We start from the raw sequence: 19,485 nt of genomic DNA, 5'->3' as shown, positions 1-19,485 counted from the left end.
TTATTATAAAGTCAAATTCAAACCGAAGTTCACACTGCCCGCCATCGGATAAGTATTCGAATCCTGCCCATCCATGATTTCGGGAGTAAAACCTTTATATTTAGTAAAGTAAAGCAGATTAGATGCGTTTACATAGATACGAAGTCTGCCAATCCCAATCTTATTCATCCATTCATCAGGCAACGTATAGCCCAATTCTGCAGAACGCAATTTCAGATAATCACCATCGAAAACCATTATATCCAATGTTCTTCCCACATTGATAGATCCGCCTGCCAAACGAGGCATAACAGCGTCCGGATTTTCAGGAGTCCATGAATCACACCAATCACGATGCATATTGTTGGTCACCGATGTAAAGTCATTGTAAGAGTTATTCATCACCTTCCCTCCAAAACTTCCGGTAAAATCCAAATACAAGTCAAACCCTTTCCACGACGCATTAAATCCCAAGCTTCCCGTAAATTTAGGATAAGGGTTTCCAAGATCCGTCTGATCCTCTGCGGTAATTCTTCCATCCCCGTCAACGTCTACATAAATCAAATCTCCCAATTGGGCTTCCGAATGATAAACGTCCGCCCCTTTGCTACGGGCATATTCGTTCCAGCGGTCAAGGTCTGCCTGAGTGCGGTAAATGCCTTGCGTCTTATACCCATAGAAATATCCGAAAGGTTTTCCTTCTTCCTTGGCTGTCTGAAGATTAGTAGACCAAGCAGTGGAAATAGTCTTTTGATTCTTCCAATCGGTTACTTCATTCTTGAATGTACTTCCACTAAATGTAAAACCATAATTGAACGGATGCCTGTTATCCTGCCATGCAACAGTAAACTCAAAACCACTGTTACGGACTGAACCTGCATTGGAATATGTAGGCGTAATACCCACCGAACCGCCTTTTATCGGCAATATCATCAAGAGGTCTTTGGTCTTACGGTTGAAATAATCAAACTCAAGAGTCAGCATACTATTAAACAACCCCAAGTCAAATCCCAAATCAACCTGTTCACTACGTTCCCATTTGATATCCGGATTAGATGCATTTACAATACCTACACCGGGATATACTTGTCCATTAAAAACAGCATGATACTCATCAACCATCGATACCAACGCATACGAAACATTGTCCTGAATCTTGTCATTACCTGTTTGTCCCCAGCTTCCTCTTATCTTTAAATTGCTCAACCAGTCCACATCCTTCAGAAACGCTTCTTCACTGACCCGCCAACCTACTGCAGCCGACGGGAAATACCCCCAACGGTTATTCTTTCCAAATTTGGAAGAACCGTCCGCACGCATTGTAGCCGTAAACAGATAACGGTCTTTCAATGAATAATTGACACGGAACATGTAAGAAGCTCTTGTCGTAATTGTCGGTTTGACCGCTGCCACAGTACGGTCTGCATCAGTAGGAGCGGTAGCTGTCATGCCATAATCCTTGTCGTACATCAAAATATTCCGGCTGTTTGCTCCCAATCCTTGTGTCCGTGCTTTTTCAGACGTAAAACCTGCCAGGATATTCAAATGGTGAGTGTTCCCCCATAAACGATCATACGTCAATGTATTTTCCCACAACCATGTGTTTTCGAGCGCATAATTCTCCATAAAGGTATTAGAACTGCTGCTTTGATGGGATGGATTGATATTGTAAATCCCCTTCAACTGATGTTCATAACCATGTAACCAATCAACACCATACGACGTACGGAATGTAAGCCCTTTCACTATTTCCCAGCTTCCCCATACATTCCCAAAGAAACGTATCCGCTTATTGTTATAACCGGCATTCAGGGCTAATTCCGCAACAGGATTTATCAAATCACCATTCTGCATAGAATTCCACTCTCCTTGTTCATTTTGGGGTGTAATAAGAGGTGAACCAGACAAAACGGAACGCATCAAACGATATGAATCGCTTCTGCCGTCACTGTTGCTGACAGCTAAATTCAAGTTATGTCCTATCCGGATAGATTTTGAAAGCTTATATTCATTATTGATACGGAAAGTCCAGCGGTCATAAGACGTATTCTCCCATACACCATTCTGCTTGAAATATCCGGCACTCACATTATAATTCACAGATTCGGAGCCACCCGATACAGAAAGTTGATGGTCACGTGTCCAACCGTTCCGGGTCATTTCCCCCAGCCAATCAGTTCCTTTTCCATACCCCGACGGATTTCCGTAAGGTTGTTCTTGTCCGGAATTTTGGGCAACAATATTCATTAAGCGGGCATATTCGGAACCATTGCAGACATCATAATTATCAATGATATACTGAAAGCCTTCACTCCCTGAGTACGAAACGACAGGCTTTCCGGACTCGCCTCTTTTTGTTGTCACCATAATCACGCCATTGGCTCCTCTTGAACCGTAAATAGCAGTAGCTGAGGCATCTTTCAGCACATTCATACTCTCGATATCTTTAGGGTTAAGAAAATCTATATTATTTGTCATTACCCCGTCTACTACGTACACAGGAGTAGCGTCACCATCCGTACCAATACCACGAATACGGACGGTAGGAGTTGCTCCCGGCGCTCCTGAAGTCACGACCGTCAGACCGCTTTTCCCTTGCAAAGCTTCTCCGGCATTTCCTCCCCGGATACCGGAAATGTCTTTTAACTTGATTGTGGTAACAGAACCTGTAAGGTCTGATTTACGCTGTGTACCATACCCCACTACTACCACTTCATCCAAAGCTTTCGAATCTTCTTCCATCATGACTTTCAGATGTTTCTGCCCGTCAAGAACCACTTCTTGCGTCTTATAACCGATATACGAAATAACCAAAACGCCTTGAGCATCCGGCAAACTAAACTTACCATCCAAATCTGTAATAGTCCCGTTTGACGTGCCTTTCACTACAACGCTGGCACCAATAACCGGCTCACCGTTCACATCAGTTACAATACCTTCTACAACATTAGCTTGCTGCATCCACCCTACGCTGCCTATACCTGCAAAAGCCGATAACGAACTTCCAGCCATCAAAGGTGATGCCATAAAGACAGAGAATAACATTCTCTTTGACAACATTCTCACTACATTTTTCATAAATCAATTTTTAAATTAACAATTTATTTAGATACATGCTCTCATGAATTCACGTACATCTCTCCTACTAACAAAAAGGTGGCTTTCTACCGTACGAAAGGACAGATTCAGCTTTTGGGATATTTCCGAAATGGAGTTAGACTGAAACCGACTCATCACATACACCTTCCGACGCTGTTCGGAAAGCGTAGCAACTTTCCGGTACTCCCACCGCCGCAAGTCTTTTGCAATCACCTGGCTCTCCAAATCCGTAACAGAAACCGGAAGCACCTCATACAGATAGCGGTCGATTTCCTGCTTCTTATATAAACGGCGTAAATAATCGTTTACCAAATTACGCACAATGGTAAAAAGGAAATATTTCAATGTATCCCGACGAATCATCATCCGGTATTCAAGTAATCGTAAAAAAGCATCTTGAGTCAAATCTTCCGCATCGTCCCTGTCATCGATACGACGGCAAATATAGAAAAACACTATCCGACGGTATTCTTCATAATATTCGGTTATCAACTGGTCTGACATTTTAATACGGTTTTTCATATCATTAAATCTTTTTTTGAATTACATGCAAATATATGTAGTGTATCTTACATGTGAAATTATTCAGGAATAAAAGCTATATCACTCAATAAATAGAGACTAAACAATCAATAAATAATTATTTTTCAAATGATTAGAAGAGTACGAATGGAAGTCTCAAATAATTGTGTGATACTGTACGTGACGTTTTACTGCCTTTTACATATTGCAGAATAATAACAGAATAACCCAAAAGAACACGATAAGACACAAAAACAACATACAAAACAGAATATCCTGCCAGCCTATCCATCAACATACACAACCGGGCACCTGCCTTAACCCCAGATTTCTGAAACTATTTTCCCAGCTTATATCCTCCCACACCGGCAAATAACTCTCTTGCCCCATTGACCTAACTGCATCGTTCCACCAAAATAAGTAACTTTTCTGTAAGATTAATAATCCTACACGTGTAAGATTAATAATCTTACAGCCGGAAGATTAATAATCTTACAAACAACGCACCTGCCTGCGTTTGCCTACGCAACTATCTGCATCGGGCAAAACAAAAGGCACAAAGAGGAATAGAACCTCTTTGCGCCTTCATGACACTGCAGGTATTATTTCTTAACGGTTCAACTGCTTGATGTATTCATTGGGAGTGATACCTGCCACCTTCTTGAAATAACGGAAGAAAGAGGCACGCGAACTGAAGCCGCATACTTCTGCCAACGCCTCCAGCGTGTACTTGGCATATTGCTCATCCACAATCAGCCGCTTGAACTCTTCCACACGGTATTCGTTGATGTAATCGTAATAGTTCTTCTTCAGGTATTGATTGAAGAAGTAAGAAAGCGTATGCGAGGTGTATCCTGTCATCTTTGCCAAATCGGCAATCTTCAGGTCGGAATTCTTATAAGGTTTTTCTTCCTGCATCAGCCGCTCCAGTATTTTCTGGAGCTGGCGGCATTCTTCAGGGTCTACCTTGTGCACCTTGTATTTCTCTTTTGCCGGCTCGTCCTCCGAATGTTCCATCGGCGGAATGTATGTTTCCAGCGCACCGTCTAGAATGGTCTGCAATACCAGTTTGTCCGGGTCGGGCTGCGTAACGGGATTATCCTGGCTTTCCTGCCTGCCGGATACATGCAGGCGTCCCGACCGTTTCTTCCGCACAAGAAACCAGGCAAGGCTTCCGATAAACAACAGTCCTGCCCCTGCCACAAACCAGCTCCAAAATACGGAATGCACCTTAACAGGCAATGCGATTTCTGATTCGGGAAACCCGATGCTACGTATCCTGAGCAGATAACCTCCCGCAGACAAATTGTAAAAAGAAACAGACGACTTACCGATTAAAGGTTTCCACACGTCATCCTCTCCGCCTTCCAACCTGTATTCGTAAAACATATCAGACGGATAGGTATAAGTAAGTGCCGAAAAGAAAACGGTCAGATTGTTTTTCACCTTGTCCAGGTAAATGCCGTCCGCCTGTCCTCTGCTCCACACTTCGGGAACCGCCTCTTCCCCATCAACCTGCACTCCCGAAACAGCCAGCTTATAAGGCGGAACGTTTCTCGACTTCAGCTTGTTCATGTCCAGATAAACCAATCCTTTGGAGTTGCCGAACCAAAGTCCGCCGCTTTCGTCCTTCACCGGCATACAGTTGATAAAGATAGGGCTCAAGATACCGTCGGAGAGGCTATAAGGCATCACCCGGTCTTTCTTGTCGTAGCGATAGATGCCGTTGTTGGTAGTGAGCCACAGCCATCCTTCATTGTCCTCCACCACCGACATCAGCGTTTTGCCCCGAAGCAGTTCGTTGTCGAAACGCGAGAAATGGCTCATGGAAAGGTCGGACACAAACAAGGTACCCTTTTCGGGCAATAAATAAAGATTGTGCCTGGAGTCTTCGTAGACTACCCTTACTTTCTCTTCGTTGATGAATCCTTCGGGAAAGACATCCGTACGGATGCTTTCCGACGAAGCATCCCAAATGCAAAGCCCTTTCTCGGTACAAATCCATCCTTTGCGGGTAGAGTCGAAAAAGACCTCGTAGATATTCCCTTCGGGCAACTTGGAATTGGAACCGGTATAATGAGCCACCTGCTTCCCTGCCCGATAGCGGTAAAGCCCCGATGAAGTGCCAATCCACAAATCGCCGTCCGCATCCGGACGGATGCAGAATATATGGCCTGTCAGGAATGGCTCGCCCTCCGCCGCATCGAAATCAACCAGTTCAAGGGTCAGCGGGTCGAACACATACATGCCGCCTCCATACGTACCGATGTAGTATTTCCCCTCGAAATAGCAACTGGAAATAATCATATTGGCACGCAAGTTATGAAAACTCTTGAACAACCGCCTGTCTTCATCGATAAAATACAGCCCGTCGCGCGAGCCTACCAGCTTTTCCCCCTGGTGGAAAGCGATGGTACGCACCGGCATGTCACGCGTATCCAAATAGGGCGGATACCGATAAGCCGCAAACAGCCCGTTATTGTGCAACGTATAGTCCACCCCCAGCTGATAAAAACCTATCCAAAGCAACCCGTCGCGGTCTACTAAAAGCGAGTACACCGAATTGGAACGGATACTGGCATCGTTTCCGGTCTCGTGCCGGAACGACTTCACGACCTTTCGCTGAGTCACCGACACGAAATGGACTCCATTTCCGTCCGTCCCTACATACAGCAGGTCCTTGCCGTCGGTAGAAAGAGAAGAGATGACCGAGCAGCCCACATCCACCAGCTTGCCGAAAGCCTTTTCCTGCGTATCGAACGTAACGATTCCTTCGTTCATCGTTCCCAGATACAATACCCCGCCGATACGGGTCAGCGAGTAAAACGGGTTCCGGTATGCATACGTCTCCAGCTTGCCCGAAGCGGTATACAAAGCCACTACCCCTTTCAAGGTAGCCAGCCACAAACGGCCGTCTTCGCCGATGTTCAACCCTTTGATTTCGTTCCATTGCGAAAACACGTTCTTGTCTATCAGGATGTGACGCATCTTGCCGCCCTCGTAAACGAACAGTCCTTTGCGCGTGCCTGCATACAGCGTTTGCTTCCCGTCCGACAAGAGGCAATATACCGGAGCATCTATCAATACCGGCTCTACAGCCTCCAGGTCATCAGTCGCTTTGTCCAGATGCAGCAACCCCACATCCGACCCTACCCATATCTCCCCCTCTGCCATCTCGGCAACAGCATATACCCGTTTCAGGTTTTCGGCTTTCCCCTTTATCAGATAATGCTTCAGACGAATGCCGTCGAAACGTTCCAACGACACATTGGTACCAAACCACATATAGCCCGACCGGTCCTTATAGCAAGTGTTGATGACCAAATCGGGCAACCCGTCGGACACCGACAGGCTGCGGAAACTATACGAAAAGGGCATGCCTGCCGCCCGTGCCGCCACGAGCAACAAGATGCCCACCATGATTATTATAAACTTCAGCTGTTCTCTCATTCTTATTTACCAATCTACCTTTTTTTGAGACGAACAAAAATAACAATATCTTTTCTACTTTGAAAACAATACAGAAGTTTTTGTTTGCACCGACGGCAAACTAAGCTCTTTTCCACCCATCGTAATTGTACACGGACGGGAAGCGGTGTACATCCAGCCTCCAGCCTCCTTCACCAGCAAAACATCCGCCGCTTCTGCCGCTTCGATGCGGATATCCCCCGCCTCAAGCAAGGTTCCGCCGCCCAAGAAAGCCATTTCTCCCTGCCCGCCTTTCTGCCGGTAGAGCGCATATACCGCCTGTGCCGAAATCCCTTCCGTGGTGCAACGCACTTCTGCCTTATCGGAAGAGAGAATCCAATCGGCCGTACCGTCGGTCTGTATCACTTGAATGCCCGTATGGCTTCCTTCTCCGGTGGCGCTGACTTCCGGAAAGCGTACCTCCCTGATGTGCGAAGGCGCATTCTTTGCCGTATGCGGTTCGAATACCGATACGAAAGGACGCTTCCACGCCTCTCCGCGCTGGCGTGCCACAAAGGTCAGCGTAGGCTGGTCGGCTATCACATAAGGCATCTGCTTGATGCGGCTCAACCCTTCGGTCATCGGACTTAAAGCCGAGAAGATTTTCCGCTCCTGCTCGCCCTTCATCCACATCGACATCGTAATATCATCGCCATCGGGCATCCGGACGGTAAAGTCAGCCCGGACATCTTTACTGGTTTCGATGCATCGCTGATTATATATATAAGAGTAAGCATAGAGATGCGCCCCGGCAAAAGCAAGTTCTTGCGTGGGCTGCATCGCGAGCGTATCGCCACCGGAAGCACGCAAGTCCAGCGTCTGTCCTAAGTTATGGTAGAAATAGTCGTGCATCTTGTCGCCGCCCTCTATCTTCCGGCTGCGGAACACATCGACATAATATCCCGTAGAATCGCCCGTATTGACAATGCTCACCAAACGGGTCTGGTCGGCATACGATTCGGGCTCGCGGAAATACACGTTGGTGTAGCTTACCGGCTGGTAGCCCACCTTGGCGCCCGATGCCGGATAGAGGTTGCGCACACGGAAGGCATGGTTGCTCTTCATGACGGGATACGACGAGATGCCGTCTACGCACACCGTGTTATGAGCCGGGAACTGGCTGTAATACTCCAGGTAATCCAAACCTTGATACAACGTCTTCCCGATGCCTGCATCCGGTCCCAGCACATAGCCTTTTCCGTACAGTTCGAGGCTGATGCCGTTGGCGTGCGCATGGTTTCCCTCGCTTCCGTTGAGCGATGCCATCAGGCTGTTGCGTGCGTCCATGCCGCTGCGCTGTACCAGCCAGCTCACATTGGGCGCATAAAACGTCGGCGTCACATAGTCGTCTATCTTGCCGGCTTTCACCTCCTGGTCCAGCACCAGCGGCTTATCGGCGAAAAACGAAGTGACGGCTACCGGCATACGGGCTGGCTTTCCTGCCTCGCTGGCTTTCGTGTCGAACAGGCGGAACATCGCCGTGAATTTCCGTTCTTCGGCTTTCTTGCCGTACTGCTGCGCGTTCTGAATCAGGTAACGGAACACATCGGTGCGCAACGCTCCCGGATGCGTATCGCCCCAGCCGCACAGCATCCGGTTGGGGAACAGGTATTGAGGCAAGGCTTCTACCGCCTTCGGGATAACCGGAATCTGCATGGTCAGGTCGGTTTGCAGGTTACGGTCAAACAGGTTGGCAAACGAAACATAGTCGCCCACCACGTTCATGCTGTAGCCCGGACACTCCGCCCAAATGCCTGTAGCGGAATCAAATCCGTAATCCGCCAACTGCTTCAGCGACCACTGGCGGAGCGAAGATTGGTTGATTACATAATCGATGTAATAGCCCCTGCCCTTCCGGTCGGGATAAGCGGCATCGTCTTCCAGTATCAATGCCACGTTCATGATATAACGTGCCTGAATCAGGTTCCAGTTGTTATGGGGCACACCGTTGGCGATGATGTTTTCTATCCATTTCTTGAACGCCCCGGCATACACGGACATCTTTTCGGGACGGGTCTGCTTCAGGTAATCATAAAGGAAATCATACAACGGCACCAACTCGTTCAGGATGTCTTCGTGAATCACCTCGAACGAGGTCATGCCCACCAGGGTCTGCTGGTGCCCGTTATTCAAGTCGACCGGCACGTTGCGGTAATAAATGCCCGTCATGTACGTATCGAACACCGATGCCGCCATCCGTCCATACGGCTCCTCGCCGGTCAGCCACCACAGGAAAGCAGCATCGCGGGCGATGCCCATTATCTCGCGGTTGATGCTCTCTATCATGCGCCCCGTCTTGCCGATGTGCACCCACTCCTTGGGATTTCCTTCCAGCGTAGCGTTCGCCAGATATATGCCCTTCGGATCTTCGGCGTAAGGCTCCAGCTCTTCCAGCTTGGGGCGGCGGTAGTTGGTGGCATGGCTGCGTGCGCCGGTAAACATCACCGTAGGCGCAGGCGCGCGATTGCCTCCGGCATGGTCGTACACCTCTCCTTTTATATATACGTCGGTAGCGTGGGTGTTCCAGTACATTTGCAGACGCGATGTCAGCCATCCTTTTTCACGTCCGGCATAGGTGTCAGTACGCCGTTTCAATCCGTCGAACACCTCCCGTGCCCACGTTTCTTCCTCAATCAACCGTAACGTCTCCTCCTTGCCTCCGGCATCGGTCAAGAAACGCGGGTGCCCTTGCGGCAAACCACTTACCTGACCTGCAACCTGCAAACTGGCACTTATACAGAAGAAAACGATTATCCAAATTTTTGTTTTCATAAATAGATGAGTTTATTAAGTTTTCCCTAAAATACGAACAAGAAATGAGAAATACTCAATGCTTTTCTAAAAAAATCTCCGGTAAAACGTTTCGGCAACACTCCGGAGGGCTTCGAAAACCTGCGGAAACGCTTCGGCAACACTCCGGAGGGCTTCAAAAGCCTGCGGAAACGCTTCGGCAACACTCCGGAGGGCTTCGAAAGCCTGCGGAAACGCTTCGGCAACATTCCAGAGGGCTTCGAAAGCCTGCGGAAACGTTTCGGCTGCATTTCGAAAGGATACGGCGCATCAAAGAAACGTTTCACCGGATATACGAGCCGCAAATTTGGCAAACCGCTGCATGATTCACATCAAACAAGACGCTTTGTCTGCAAAATCTTGCTTTTCCAAAACATTCTTCTTACATTTGCGGACAAATAAAAACAATTCATTAAACAAAAAGTCTTATGGTTTACGACATCGACATGCTAAGAACGTTTTACGCCTCGTATGCAAAACGGGTAAAAGCGGCTCAACAGGCAAGCGGCAAGCCTCTCACGCTTGCCGAAAAGATTTTATATACCCACTTGTATCATCCGGAGATACAACCCCGCTTCCGGCGAGGCGAAGATTATGCGACATTCCGCCCCGACCGCGTTGCCATGCAAGACGCCACGGCGCAAATGGCACTGCTGCAATTCATGAATGCAGGCAAAGAAACAACAGCCGTTCCTGCAACGGTACACTGCGACCACCTGATACAAGCCTACAAAGGCGTACAAACCGACCTTCCTGCCGCCTGCCAGACAAACCGTGAAGTGTATGACTTCCTGCAAAGCGTGTCTGCCAAATATGGCATCGGATTCTGGAAACCGGGTGCCGGCATCATCCACCAGGTCGTATTGGAAAACTACGCTTTTCCCGGCGGCATGATGGTAGGCACCGATTCGCATACGCCTAATGCAGGCGGACTGGGCATGATAGCCATCGGAGTAGGCGGAGCTGATGCCGTAGACGTAATGACCGGCATGGAATGGGAACTGAAAATGCCCCGCCTCATCGGCGTGCACCTGAAAGGAAGCCTGAACGGATGGGCTGCCCCTAAAGATGTGATACTGAAACTTGCCGGCATCCTTACCGTAAAAGGAGCGACCAATGCCATCATCGAATATTTCGGCGAAGGGACCGCATCGATTTCGGCAACGGGGAAAGCCACTATCTGCAACATGGGCGCCGAAGTGGGTGCCACTACATCCATCTTCCCTTACGATGAACAGATGGCAACTTACCTGTGCGCTACGGGAAGGGAAGAAATAGCCCGGCTGGCATCGGCATGCGCCGATTGCCTGCAAGCCGACCCCGAAGTGCTGGCACAACCGGAAAAGTATTACGACCGCATCATCGAAATCGACCTGTCGGCATTGGAACCTTATATCAACGGGCCGTTTACACCTGATGCCGCCTGCCCCATTTCGGATTTTGCAGAAAAAGTAAAAGCAAACGGTTACCCACGCCGCATGGAAGTAGGATTAATCGGTTCGTGCACCAATTCGTCTTACCAAGACCTGAGCCGGGCAGCCTCTCTGGCACGTCAGGTAAAGGAGAAAGCCCTCAAGATGGCTTCTCCCCTGATAATCAATCCCGGATCGGAACAAATCTATTGCACCGCCCGGCGCGACGGCATGATAAGTGCCTTCGAAGCCGTAGGCGGAACCATTATGACCAATGCCTGCGGCCCGTGCATCGGACAATGGAAACGGGTGACCGATGACCCGAACAGAGCCAACTCGATTGTCACATCGTTCAACCGGAACTTTGCCAAACGTGCCGACGGGAACCCGAATACGCACGCCTTCGTAGCTTCACCGGAGCTGGCTATGGCACTTACCATCGCCGGAGACTTGTGCTTCAACCCGCTGACCGATACCCTTACCAATGAAAAGGGCGAACAGGTGAAACTGGATGCACCTGCCGGCGAAACCCTGCCCCGAAACGGATTCACCGTAGACGACAACGGATACATTGCCCCGCCTGCCGACGGCAAATCCATCGAAGTTTCCATACATCCCGATTCGGAACGCCTGCAAAAGCTGGAACCATTCGCACCGTGGGACGGAAATGACCTCATCGACATGCCGCTCTTGATCAAGACAAAAGGGAAATGCACCACCGACCACATATCCATGGCGGGCCCGTGGCTACGGTTCCGCGGACATTTGGAAAATATCTCCAACAACCTGCTGATGGGAGCCGTAAACGCTTTCAACGGGAAAACGAACTGGGTATTGAACACCCTGACCGGAGAATACGAAGCCGTATCCGCCGTTGCCAAAAGCTATAAGGCAAAAGGGATTCCCTCCATCGTAGTAGCCGAAGAAAACTACGGAGAAGGCTCCAGCCGCGAACATGCCGCCATGGAGCCGCGTTTCCTCAACGTAAGAGTCGTTCTTGCCAAGAGTTTCGCCCGCATCCATGAAACGAACCTGAAAAAGCAAGGCATGCTGGCACTGACATTCATCCATAAAGACGATTACGATAAAGTGCAGGAAAACGACCGCATCTCTGTCTTCGGATTAAGAGAGTTCGCACCCGGAAAACCCCTGCAAATCAAGTTAAGGCATGCCGACGGAAGCGAAGATACATTCGAAGCCGCACATACATATAATGAAATGCAGATAAAGTGGTTTAAAGCCGGAGCGGCATTGAATTTATAAACAATATCAGGAACCAGGGACTAGATACCAGTTGACTAGGTTTTTAAATACATTCTAAAAATCCGGTCTACCAGTACCTAAATTTAATTTGAATATCCGCAAACATCCCATGTAGGGGCGTATCGCATACGCCCGAATGCATCAACTAACCCATGCGGATGCCTTCAGGGCGTATGCGATACGCCCCTACATGGCAATTGGGTAGAATGCGGATATTAAAAAATTTAAAACAATAATCCATTATGAGCAAAGTACAAATGAAAGACGGTCGGCTGATTGTACCCGACTGTGTAACCATACCTTATATAGAAGGTGACGGAGTAGGCGCCGAAATCACTCCGGTATGCCAGAAAATTGTGAACGAAGCGGTCAGAGCCGCATACGGAGGCAAACGTTCCATCGAATGGATGGAAGTGCTTGCAGGAGGAAAAGCATTTGCCCAAACAGGCGAATGGCTCCCTCAAGCCACCCTTGATGTTTTCCGCGAATACCTGATAGGCATCAAAGGGCCGCTGACCACTCCCGTAGGCGGAGGCATCCGTTCGCTGAACGTAGCCCTGCGCCAGACCCTCGACCTTTATGTATGCCTGCGCCCGGTACGCTGGTTCAAGGGAGTCGTTTCCCCATTGAAAGAACCGCAAAAAGTAAACATGCACATCTTCCGCGAAAACACGGAAGACATCTATGCAGGCATCGAATGGGAACAGGGAACTCCCGAAGCCCAGAAGTTCTACACCTTCCTTCACGACGAGATGGGAGTAAGCAAAGTACGTTTCCCCGAGACCTCGTCCTTCGGCGTAAAACCGGTCTCCGCCGAAGGGAGCAAACGGCTGGTACGTTCCGCCATCCGGTATGCCTTGCAGCATCATCAGACTTCCGTCACACTGGTGCATAAAGGCAACATCATGAAATTTACCGAAGGCGGGTTCAAACGCTGGGGATATGAAGTGGCAGAGCAAGAGTTTCCCGACCAGACCTTCTCCATGAACCAATACAACCAGATAAAGAAAGACCTGGGAGAAGAATCGGCAAATGCCGCCCTTGCCGATGCCGCCAACACCGGAAAGGTCATCATCAAAGACTGCATAGCCGACGCGTTCCTGCAAAACACCCTGCTGAAGCCTGAAGAATATGCGGTAATAGCCACCTTGAACCTGAACGGCGACTATATATCCGACCAGCTTGCCGCCATGGTAGGAGGCATCGGAATCGCTCCCGGAGCCAACATCAACTACGCAACGGGGCATGCCATCTTCGAAGCCACCCACGGCACGGCTCCCGACATCGCCGGAAAAAACATCGTCAACCCTTGTTCGATGCTGCTCTCTTCGGTCATGATGCTGGAACATTTAGGCTGGGAAGAAGCCGCAACCCTCGTCACACAAGCCTTGGAGAAACTATTCGAAGCGGGAGAAGCGACCAACGACCTCGCCCGCTTCATGCCCAACGGAAAACCCTTGGGCACTATGGAATTCGGACAACGGGTGATTGATGCGCTAAGCAGTAACTGACTCTGATTCGTTTAAATAACCTGTCAGTTCTGAAACGCAGATTATTTACCTATCGGTTTAATCTGCGTTTCTAATAAACATCATTTAAATTTTGTACTACTCATGAAAAAAGAATACATCGTATACAAGCTTTCGGAATGCGCCAAGCAGGCTTGCCGCATCGACAATGAACTATTTACGAAATACAACGTGAAACGCGGGCTGCGCAACGAAGACGGGACCGGCGTGCTGGTAGGACTGACCAAGATAGGCAACGTAGTGGGATATGAACGTACGGAAGAAGGGCTGAAACCGATTCCCGGAAAACTCTTCTACCGGGGATACGACCTTGCCGACATCGTACATGCCCTGCTAAAGGAAAAACGCTTCGGATTCGAAGAAGTGGCATACCTGCTCCTTTCGGGAGAACTGCCCGACAACGAACAGCTGGATGCCTTCAAGGAACTGATAAACGACAACATGCCGCTCGACAAGAAGACAACCATGAACATCATCGACCTGGAAGGACAGAACATCATGAACATCCTCGCGCGCAGCGTGCTGGAAATGTACACGTTCGACCCCAACCCCGATGACATCTCGCGCGACAACCTGATGCGCCAGTCCATCGAACTCATCTCGAAGTTCCCTACCATCATCGCATACGCCTACAACATTTACCGGCACAGCATACACGGCCGTTCGCTCCACATCCGGCACCCGCATGAAAACCTGTCGATAGCCGAAAACTTCCTTTACATGATGAAAAAGGAATATACCCCATTGGAAGCACGGATGCTCGACCTGCTGCTGGTGCTTCAGGCAGAACACGGAGGAGGAAACAACTCCACCTTCACCGTACGTGTCACCAGCTCTACCCGCACCGACACCTATTCGAGCATTGCAGCCGGCATCGGCTCGCTGAAAGGTCCGCTACACGGCGGAGCCAATATCCAGATGGTAAAGATGTTCCACCACCTGAAAGAGGTCATCTCCGACTGGACCAACATCGACGAAATAGACACCTACCTGATACGGATGCTGCACAAAGAGGCATACGACGGGAGCGGACTGATTTACGGAATCGGCCATGCCGTATATACCATTTCCGACCCGCGTGCCGTGCTTCTGAAAGAACTTGCCAGCGAACTGGTAGCCGAAAAAGGGTGCGAAAAAGAATTTGCCTTCCTGGAATTGCTGGAACAACGCGCCATTGAATGTTTCAAGAAAGTAAAGGGCACAAAGAAACAAGTATGCTCGAACGTGGACTTCTATTCCGGCTTTATCTACGAAATGATTGGGCTGCCGATAGAAATCTACACACCGCTCTTTGCCATGGCGCGCATCGTAGGCTGGACCGCCCACCGTATCGAAGAACTGAACTTCGAAGGAAGACGCATCATCCGGCCGGCATACAAGAACGTATTGGAAGAAGTAACGTACACGCCGATAGGAGAAAGGTAAATCGCTATTCAGTTGACAAGTTGGCAAGGCTTTGTAATATGTAAACCTTGCCAACTTGTTTCCTTGTCAACTAATTCCGTGCATACCTCGCCTCTACCCCCACCCGGCGGCAATCGGCTCCCATGGGCGGGTTCTGCTTATACAGGCCGATAGTGACTTCCATGACATTAGGGAAATCGTCCAGCAGGCGGCGGGCTATCCGATAAACGACATGCTCCAGCAGACGGGAAGGAATTTCCATTTCCGCCTTTACCCGCTCGAACACCTCCGCATAACTGACGGTTCCCTCCAAGGCATCGGCCTCCGCCGCTTGCGAGAAATCGGTACGCAAACACAGGTCGACGGTAAACTCCGCACCTACACGCGTTTCTTGAGGAAACACACCATGACGGGCATAAAATTTCAATCCGTCCAGACGGATATACATCGCTTCCGCTTTCATACGCCTAAATCAGAGAATGCACCACACAAAATGTCCCCGAAGCCTTGCTCACCAGCTTGCCGTCGCAATAGATTTCACACTCGGCAAACTGCAAGTTCAACCCCGATTTCACAACGGTGCCTATCCCTACCAGCTCGTCGCCCCATGCCGCACGCAAGAACGAAGTCTTCAGCTCTGCCGTCAGCACATCCCGGTCGGTAGGCGTCATCGTATAAGCCGCAAATCCGGCTACCGTATCGGCAAATGCCGCCAACACCCCTCCGTGCACCACTCCGCTATACTGGCGCTGTTCGGGCTTCAACGGCATGCGCCCTACCACACGGCCTTCTTCTATCTCTTGAAAATCAATCTCCAAATGATTGACATACGGGTTCTTTTTCACCCGGTCCAACAAATGATGTTTTACTGTTTCTTCCATACCTCTTTTTTAAAGCACCACAGATTACACAGATTAAAATAAATCAAGAATATAATTTTTATGCGAATCAGGAGTTAAACGTAGTTATGTTTCACGGGAGTTATCACTTCGTTCAGGAGTTATACTTCACGCGGTATTTATTTTGTGCATTTTGTATATGCCACGTAGTAGAGACGATGTGCACATCGTCTCTACAGAAGCGGCGCAAAAAGGTATTGGCATCTAACTCCCAGCCCGCACCGGCGGGCGATAACTACCTATAACTCCCTTTTAACTCCTGATTGGCATTTTTTATAAATCTGCGTAATCTGTGGTGAAAAGCAAAGTCATCCGCAACGCGAAGAACCACAAGTCTTGCAAATCAGGCAACCTTCCTGATAAACCAAAGTCTCATTGCCGCAATTCGGGCATTTCACGCCTTTGGCTTCCGTGCCGTCGAGCACATATTTCTTTAATGCACGCGACACACCGTTCTTCCACGTATTGATATTTTCACTATCGAGCTGGAGCGAATTGACCAACTTGATAACCTGTTCGATAGGCATCCGGTAGCGCAACACGCCTGAAATCAGTTTCGCATAATTCCAATACTCCTTGTTGAAGCGCTCGGACAATCCTTCAATCGTCATCTTATACCCACGCTTGTTCTCGAACTGGAAATCATAACGCTTCACGCCGTTCTCGTCATAATTCTTGATGATGCGGCCGCGGACTACCGATTTCGGCAATACAATTCCCTCGTCATCATCTTGCAGACCGGTAAATATTTCGTAAGGATAACCGTCGAGCAGACCGACGAACGCCACCCATTTCTCCTTGTTGTTCTGGAAACGCACCACATCGGCTTCGAGCACACGCGGGCGGACTTCCGTTACCTGAGGAGGCTTGCAATGGCATTCTTCCTCTTTCTTGTCGTCTTTCTTCTTGGCAGAAAGCAACACGCCTGCACGCGAACCGTCGCGGTACACCGTACATCCCTTGCAGCCCGACCGCCATGCCTCTACATACAGGCGGTTCACCAAGTCTTCGTCTACGTTGTTCGGCAAATTGATGGTCACGCTAATCGAATGGTCCACCCATTTCTGGATGCGTCCCTGCATCTTGACCTTCATCAGCCAGTCCACGTCGTTCGAAGTCGCTTTATAATAAGGAGATTTCGCCACCAGGTCGTCAATTTCCTCTTGCGTATAATGCTTGTCAGGGTCATAACCGTTCACCTTCATCCACGTCAGGAACTTGTGATGGAACACCAGGTATTCCTCGAAAGCGTCTCCCGTTTCGTCCACAAAGTCGATGCGCACGTTCTCGTCATTCGGATTCACCTTGCGCCGGCGCTTGTAAACCGGCATAAACACCGGCTCAATGCCCGAAGTGGTCTGCGTCATCAGGCTGGTGGTCCCCGTAGGGGCAATGGTCAGACACGCGATGTTACGCCGGCCGTACTTCTTCATCTCCTCATAAAGCCCGGGGTCGGCTTCACGCAAGCGGTTCACGAACGGATTGTCCTTCTCGCGTTCCGTATCGTAAATCTCGAACGCGCCACGTTCCTTTGCCATAACAACCGAAGAACGGTATGCCTCCAGCGCAATGGTTTTCTGCACCCGTTCGGCAAACTCGGTCGCCTCTTCCGTCCCGTAGCGCAATCCCAAAGCCGCCAGCATGTCGCCTTCGGCAGTGATGCCCACGCCCGTACGGCGTCCCATGCCCGACTTGCGGTAAATCTTTTCCCACAAATGGCGCTCCGTACCTTTCACTTCTTCGCTTTCGGGGTCGGAATCTATCTTTTCCATGATTTTCTCTATCTTTTCCAGCTCCAGGTCGATGATGTCGTCCATGATGCGCTGTGCCAAAGCCACGTGCTTCTTGAACAAATCGAAATCGAAATAAGCCTCCGGAGTAAACGGATTGACCACATACGAATACAGGTTGATGGCAAGCAGACGGCAAGAATCGTACGGGCACAGAGGGATTTCGCCGCACGGGTTGGTAGACACGGTGCGGAAACCCAAGTCGGCATAACAATCGGGCACCGACTCGCGGAGAATCGTGTCCCAGAACAACACGCCCGGCTCTGCCGACTTCCACGCGTTGTGCACGATTTTCTTCCACAAAGCCGAAGCGTCAATCTCTTTCTTCACCATCGGATGAGGCGAACTGATAGGGAACTGCTGCACATACGGGCGGTTTTCCACGGCAGCTTCCATAAACTCATCGTCCAGCTTCACCGACACATTGGCTCCCGTAACCTTTCCTTCGGTCATCTTGGCATCGATGAAAGCTTCCGAGTCGGGATGCTTGATAGATACCGTCATCATCAGCGCCCCTCGGCGTCCGTCTTGCGCCACCTCGCGCGTAGAGTTGGAATAACGCTCCATAAATGGCACCAGCCCGGTAGAAGTCAACGCCGAGTTCTTTACCGGCGAACCTTTCGGGCGGATGTGCGACAGGTCGTGCCCTACACCTCCGCGGCGCTTCATCAGCTGCACCTGCTCCTCGTCGATGCGGATGATGGCCCCATACGAATCGGCAGCTCCGTCCAGCCCGATTACGAAGCAGTTCGACAAGGACGCAATCTGATAATTGTTTCCGATGCCCGTCATCGGGCTTCCCTGCGGAATGATGTACTTGAAATGATCAAACAGGCGGAACAGCTCTTCTGCGCTCAACCCATTCGGATACTTGGCTTCGATACGTGCCACTTCATTCGCGATACGCCAATGCATATCTTCGGGAGATTTCTCGTAAATATTGCCGAAAGAATCCTTTACGGCATACTTGTTCACCCACACGCGGGCGGCAAGCTCGTCTCCCTTGAAATAATCCAACGAGGCATTATATGCTTCGTCGTAACTGAACGTCTGATTTTCCACGATTAATGAGTATTTTGATTAAAATCTATCGTCTTTCATAAGGTGGTACAAAGCTAAAGATGTTTTTCCAATCTGCAAAACAAAAAAGAAAGTTTTCCAAAACAAAATCTTAACAAGCTGATTCACACAACTTTATTAACACACAAGCATCTTGTAAGTTTTCTTTTTGGGAAAACTATAGTTTTAACATAGTTTATCTAACAAAGAAATCAAGACAAGCTACACAAGCAAGAAAACCACCTTGTCCGGCTCGTCCGCACACACGATT

Annotated in this window: 10 protein-coding genes; 3 read left to right on the top strand and 7 right to left on the bottom strand. The window is 49.4% G+C overall.

Translation table 11 applies throughout. The features are described 5' to 3' along the window. Positions 1 to 3: 3 nt before the first annotated feature. The 4 genes from B5G04_RS06580 to B5G04_RS06565 form a co-directional block, all read right to left on the bottom strand. Positions 4 to 3,057, bottom strand: a complete 3,054-nt coding sequence (locus tag B5G04_RS06580) for a TonB-dependent receptor (protein ID WP_087396402.1) — start codon at positions 3,055 to 3,057, stop codon at positions 4 to 6. 27 nt (positions 3,058 to 3,084) lie between these two features. Continuing rightward, positions 3,085 to 3,600 carry a sigma-70 family RNA polymerase sigma factor gene (locus B5G04_RS06575; protein WP_087208417.1) on the bottom strand — a complete coding sequence of 172 codons (516 nt, stop codon included), beginning with the start codon at positions 3,598 to 3,600 and terminating at the stop codon, positions 3,085 to 3,087. A gap of 609 nt (positions 3,601 to 4,209) precedes the next feature. Beyond that, complete coding sequence (locus tag B5G04_RS06570) at positions 4,210 to 7,050, bottom strand: two-component regulator propeller domain-containing protein (protein WP_087396400.1); 2,841 nt, start codon at positions 7,048 to 7,050, stop codon at positions 4,210 to 4,212. Between the two features lie 54 nt (positions 7,051 to 7,104). Next, complete coding sequence (locus B5G04_RS06565; protein ID WP_087396398.1) at positions 7,105 to 9,840, bottom strand: heparinase II/III family protein; 2,736 nt, start codon at positions 9,838 to 9,840, stop codon at positions 7,105 to 7,107. Between the two features lie 446 nt (positions 9,841 to 10,286). Between B5G04_RS06565 and B5G04_RS06555 the strand changes: the two genes are divergently transcribed. From B5G04_RS06555 to B5G04_RS06545, 3 genes are all read left to right on the top strand, one after another. Next, positions 10,287 to 12,533 (top strand): aconitate hydratase, encoded by a 2,247-nt coding sequence (locus tag B5G04_RS06555; protein ID WP_087208414.1) that lies wholly within the window; start codon positions 10,287 to 10,289, stop codon positions 12,531 to 12,533. A gap of 242 nt (positions 12,534 to 12,775) precedes the next feature. Continuing rightward, entirely contained in the window at positions 12,776 to 14,044 is a 1,269-nt protein-coding gene (gene icd, locus B5G04_RS06550; RefSeq protein ID WP_087396393.1) for an NADP-dependent isocitrate dehydrogenase, read from the top strand. A 102-nt stretch (positions 14,045 to 14,146) separates the two neighbouring features. Next, positions 14,147 to 15,487, top strand: coding sequence for a citrate/2-methylcitrate synthase (locus tag B5G04_RS06545; RefSeq protein ID WP_013616182.1), 1,341 nt, complete (start codon positions 14,147 to 14,149; stop codon positions 15,485 to 15,487). 70 nt (positions 15,488 to 15,557) lie between these two features. Here the strand turns inward: B5G04_RS06545 and folB are convergent, their stop codons facing one another. From folB to B5G04_RS06530, 3 genes are all read right to left on the bottom strand, one after another. Continuing rightward, the gene (gene folB, locus B5G04_RS06540) at positions 15,558 to 15,929 is read right to left on the bottom strand and encodes a dihydroneopterin aldolase (protein WP_087208410.1); all 372 of its coding nucleotides are present in this window, start codon (positions 15,927 to 15,929) and stop codon (positions 15,558 to 15,560) included. 4 nt (positions 15,930 to 15,933) lie between these two features. Continuing rightward, positions 15,934 to 16,347 carry a PaaI family thioesterase gene (locus tag B5G04_RS06535; RefSeq protein ID WP_013616180.1) on the bottom strand — a complete coding sequence of 138 codons (414 nt, stop codon included), beginning with the start codon at positions 16,345 to 16,347 and terminating at the stop codon, positions 15,934 to 15,936. A 326-nt stretch (positions 16,348 to 16,673) separates the two neighbouring features. Beyond that, complete coding sequence (locus B5G04_RS06530; RefSeq protein WP_087396390.1) at positions 16,674 to 19,217, bottom strand: adenosylcobalamin-dependent ribonucleoside-diphosphate reductase; 2,544 nt, start codon at positions 19,215 to 19,217, stop codon at positions 16,674 to 16,676. Positions 19,218 to 19,485 lie beyond the last annotated feature (268 nt).

The organism is Bacteroides sp. An51A (genome assembly GCF_002161565.1).
GTDB classification, from domain to species: Bacteria; Bacteroidota; Bacteroidia; order Bacteroidales; family Bacteroidaceae; genus Phocaeicola; species Phocaeicola intestinalis.
Note: the sequence above shows the minus strand (reverse complement) of the source record. Positions and strands in the feature narration are given on the sequence as shown.

What these genes read in the sequence shown, in the direction of transcription:
- B5G04_RS06580 (WP_087396402.1), bottom strand. Translation starts at nt 3,057, where the DNA reads ATGAAAAATGTAGTGAGAATGTTGTCAAAGAGAATGTTATTCTCTGTC.
- B5G04_RS06575 (WP_087208417.1), bottom strand. Translation starts at nt 3,600, where the DNA reads ATGAAAAACCGTATTAAAATGTCAGACCAGTTGATAACCGAATATTAT.
- B5G04_RS06570 (WP_087396400.1), bottom strand. Translation starts at nt 7,050, where the DNA reads ATGAGAGAACAGCTGAAGTTTATAATAATCATGGTGGGCATCTTGTTG.
- B5G04_RS06565 (WP_087396398.1), bottom strand. Translation starts at nt 9,840, where the DNA reads ATGAAAACAAAAATTTGGATAATCGTTTTCTTCTGTATAAGTGCCAGT.
- B5G04_RS06555 (WP_087208414.1), top strand. Translation starts at nt 10,287, where the DNA reads ATGGTTTACGACATCGACATGCTAAGAACGTTTTACGCCTCGTATGCA.
- icd (WP_087396393.1), top strand. Translation starts at nt 12,776, where the DNA reads ATGAGCAAAGTACAAATGAAAGACGGTCGGCTGATTGTACCCGACTGT.
- B5G04_RS06545 (WP_013616182.1), top strand. Translation starts at nt 14,147, where the DNA reads ATGAAAAAAGAATACATCGTATACAAGCTTTCGGAATGCGCCAAGCAG.
- folB (WP_087208410.1), bottom strand. Translation starts at nt 15,929, where the DNA reads ATGAAAGCGGAAGCGATGTATATCCGTCTGGACGGATTGAAATTTTAT.
- B5G04_RS06535 (WP_013616180.1), bottom strand. Translation starts at nt 16,347, where the DNA reads ATGGAAGAAACAGTAAAACATCATTTGTTGGACCGGGTGAAAAAGAAC.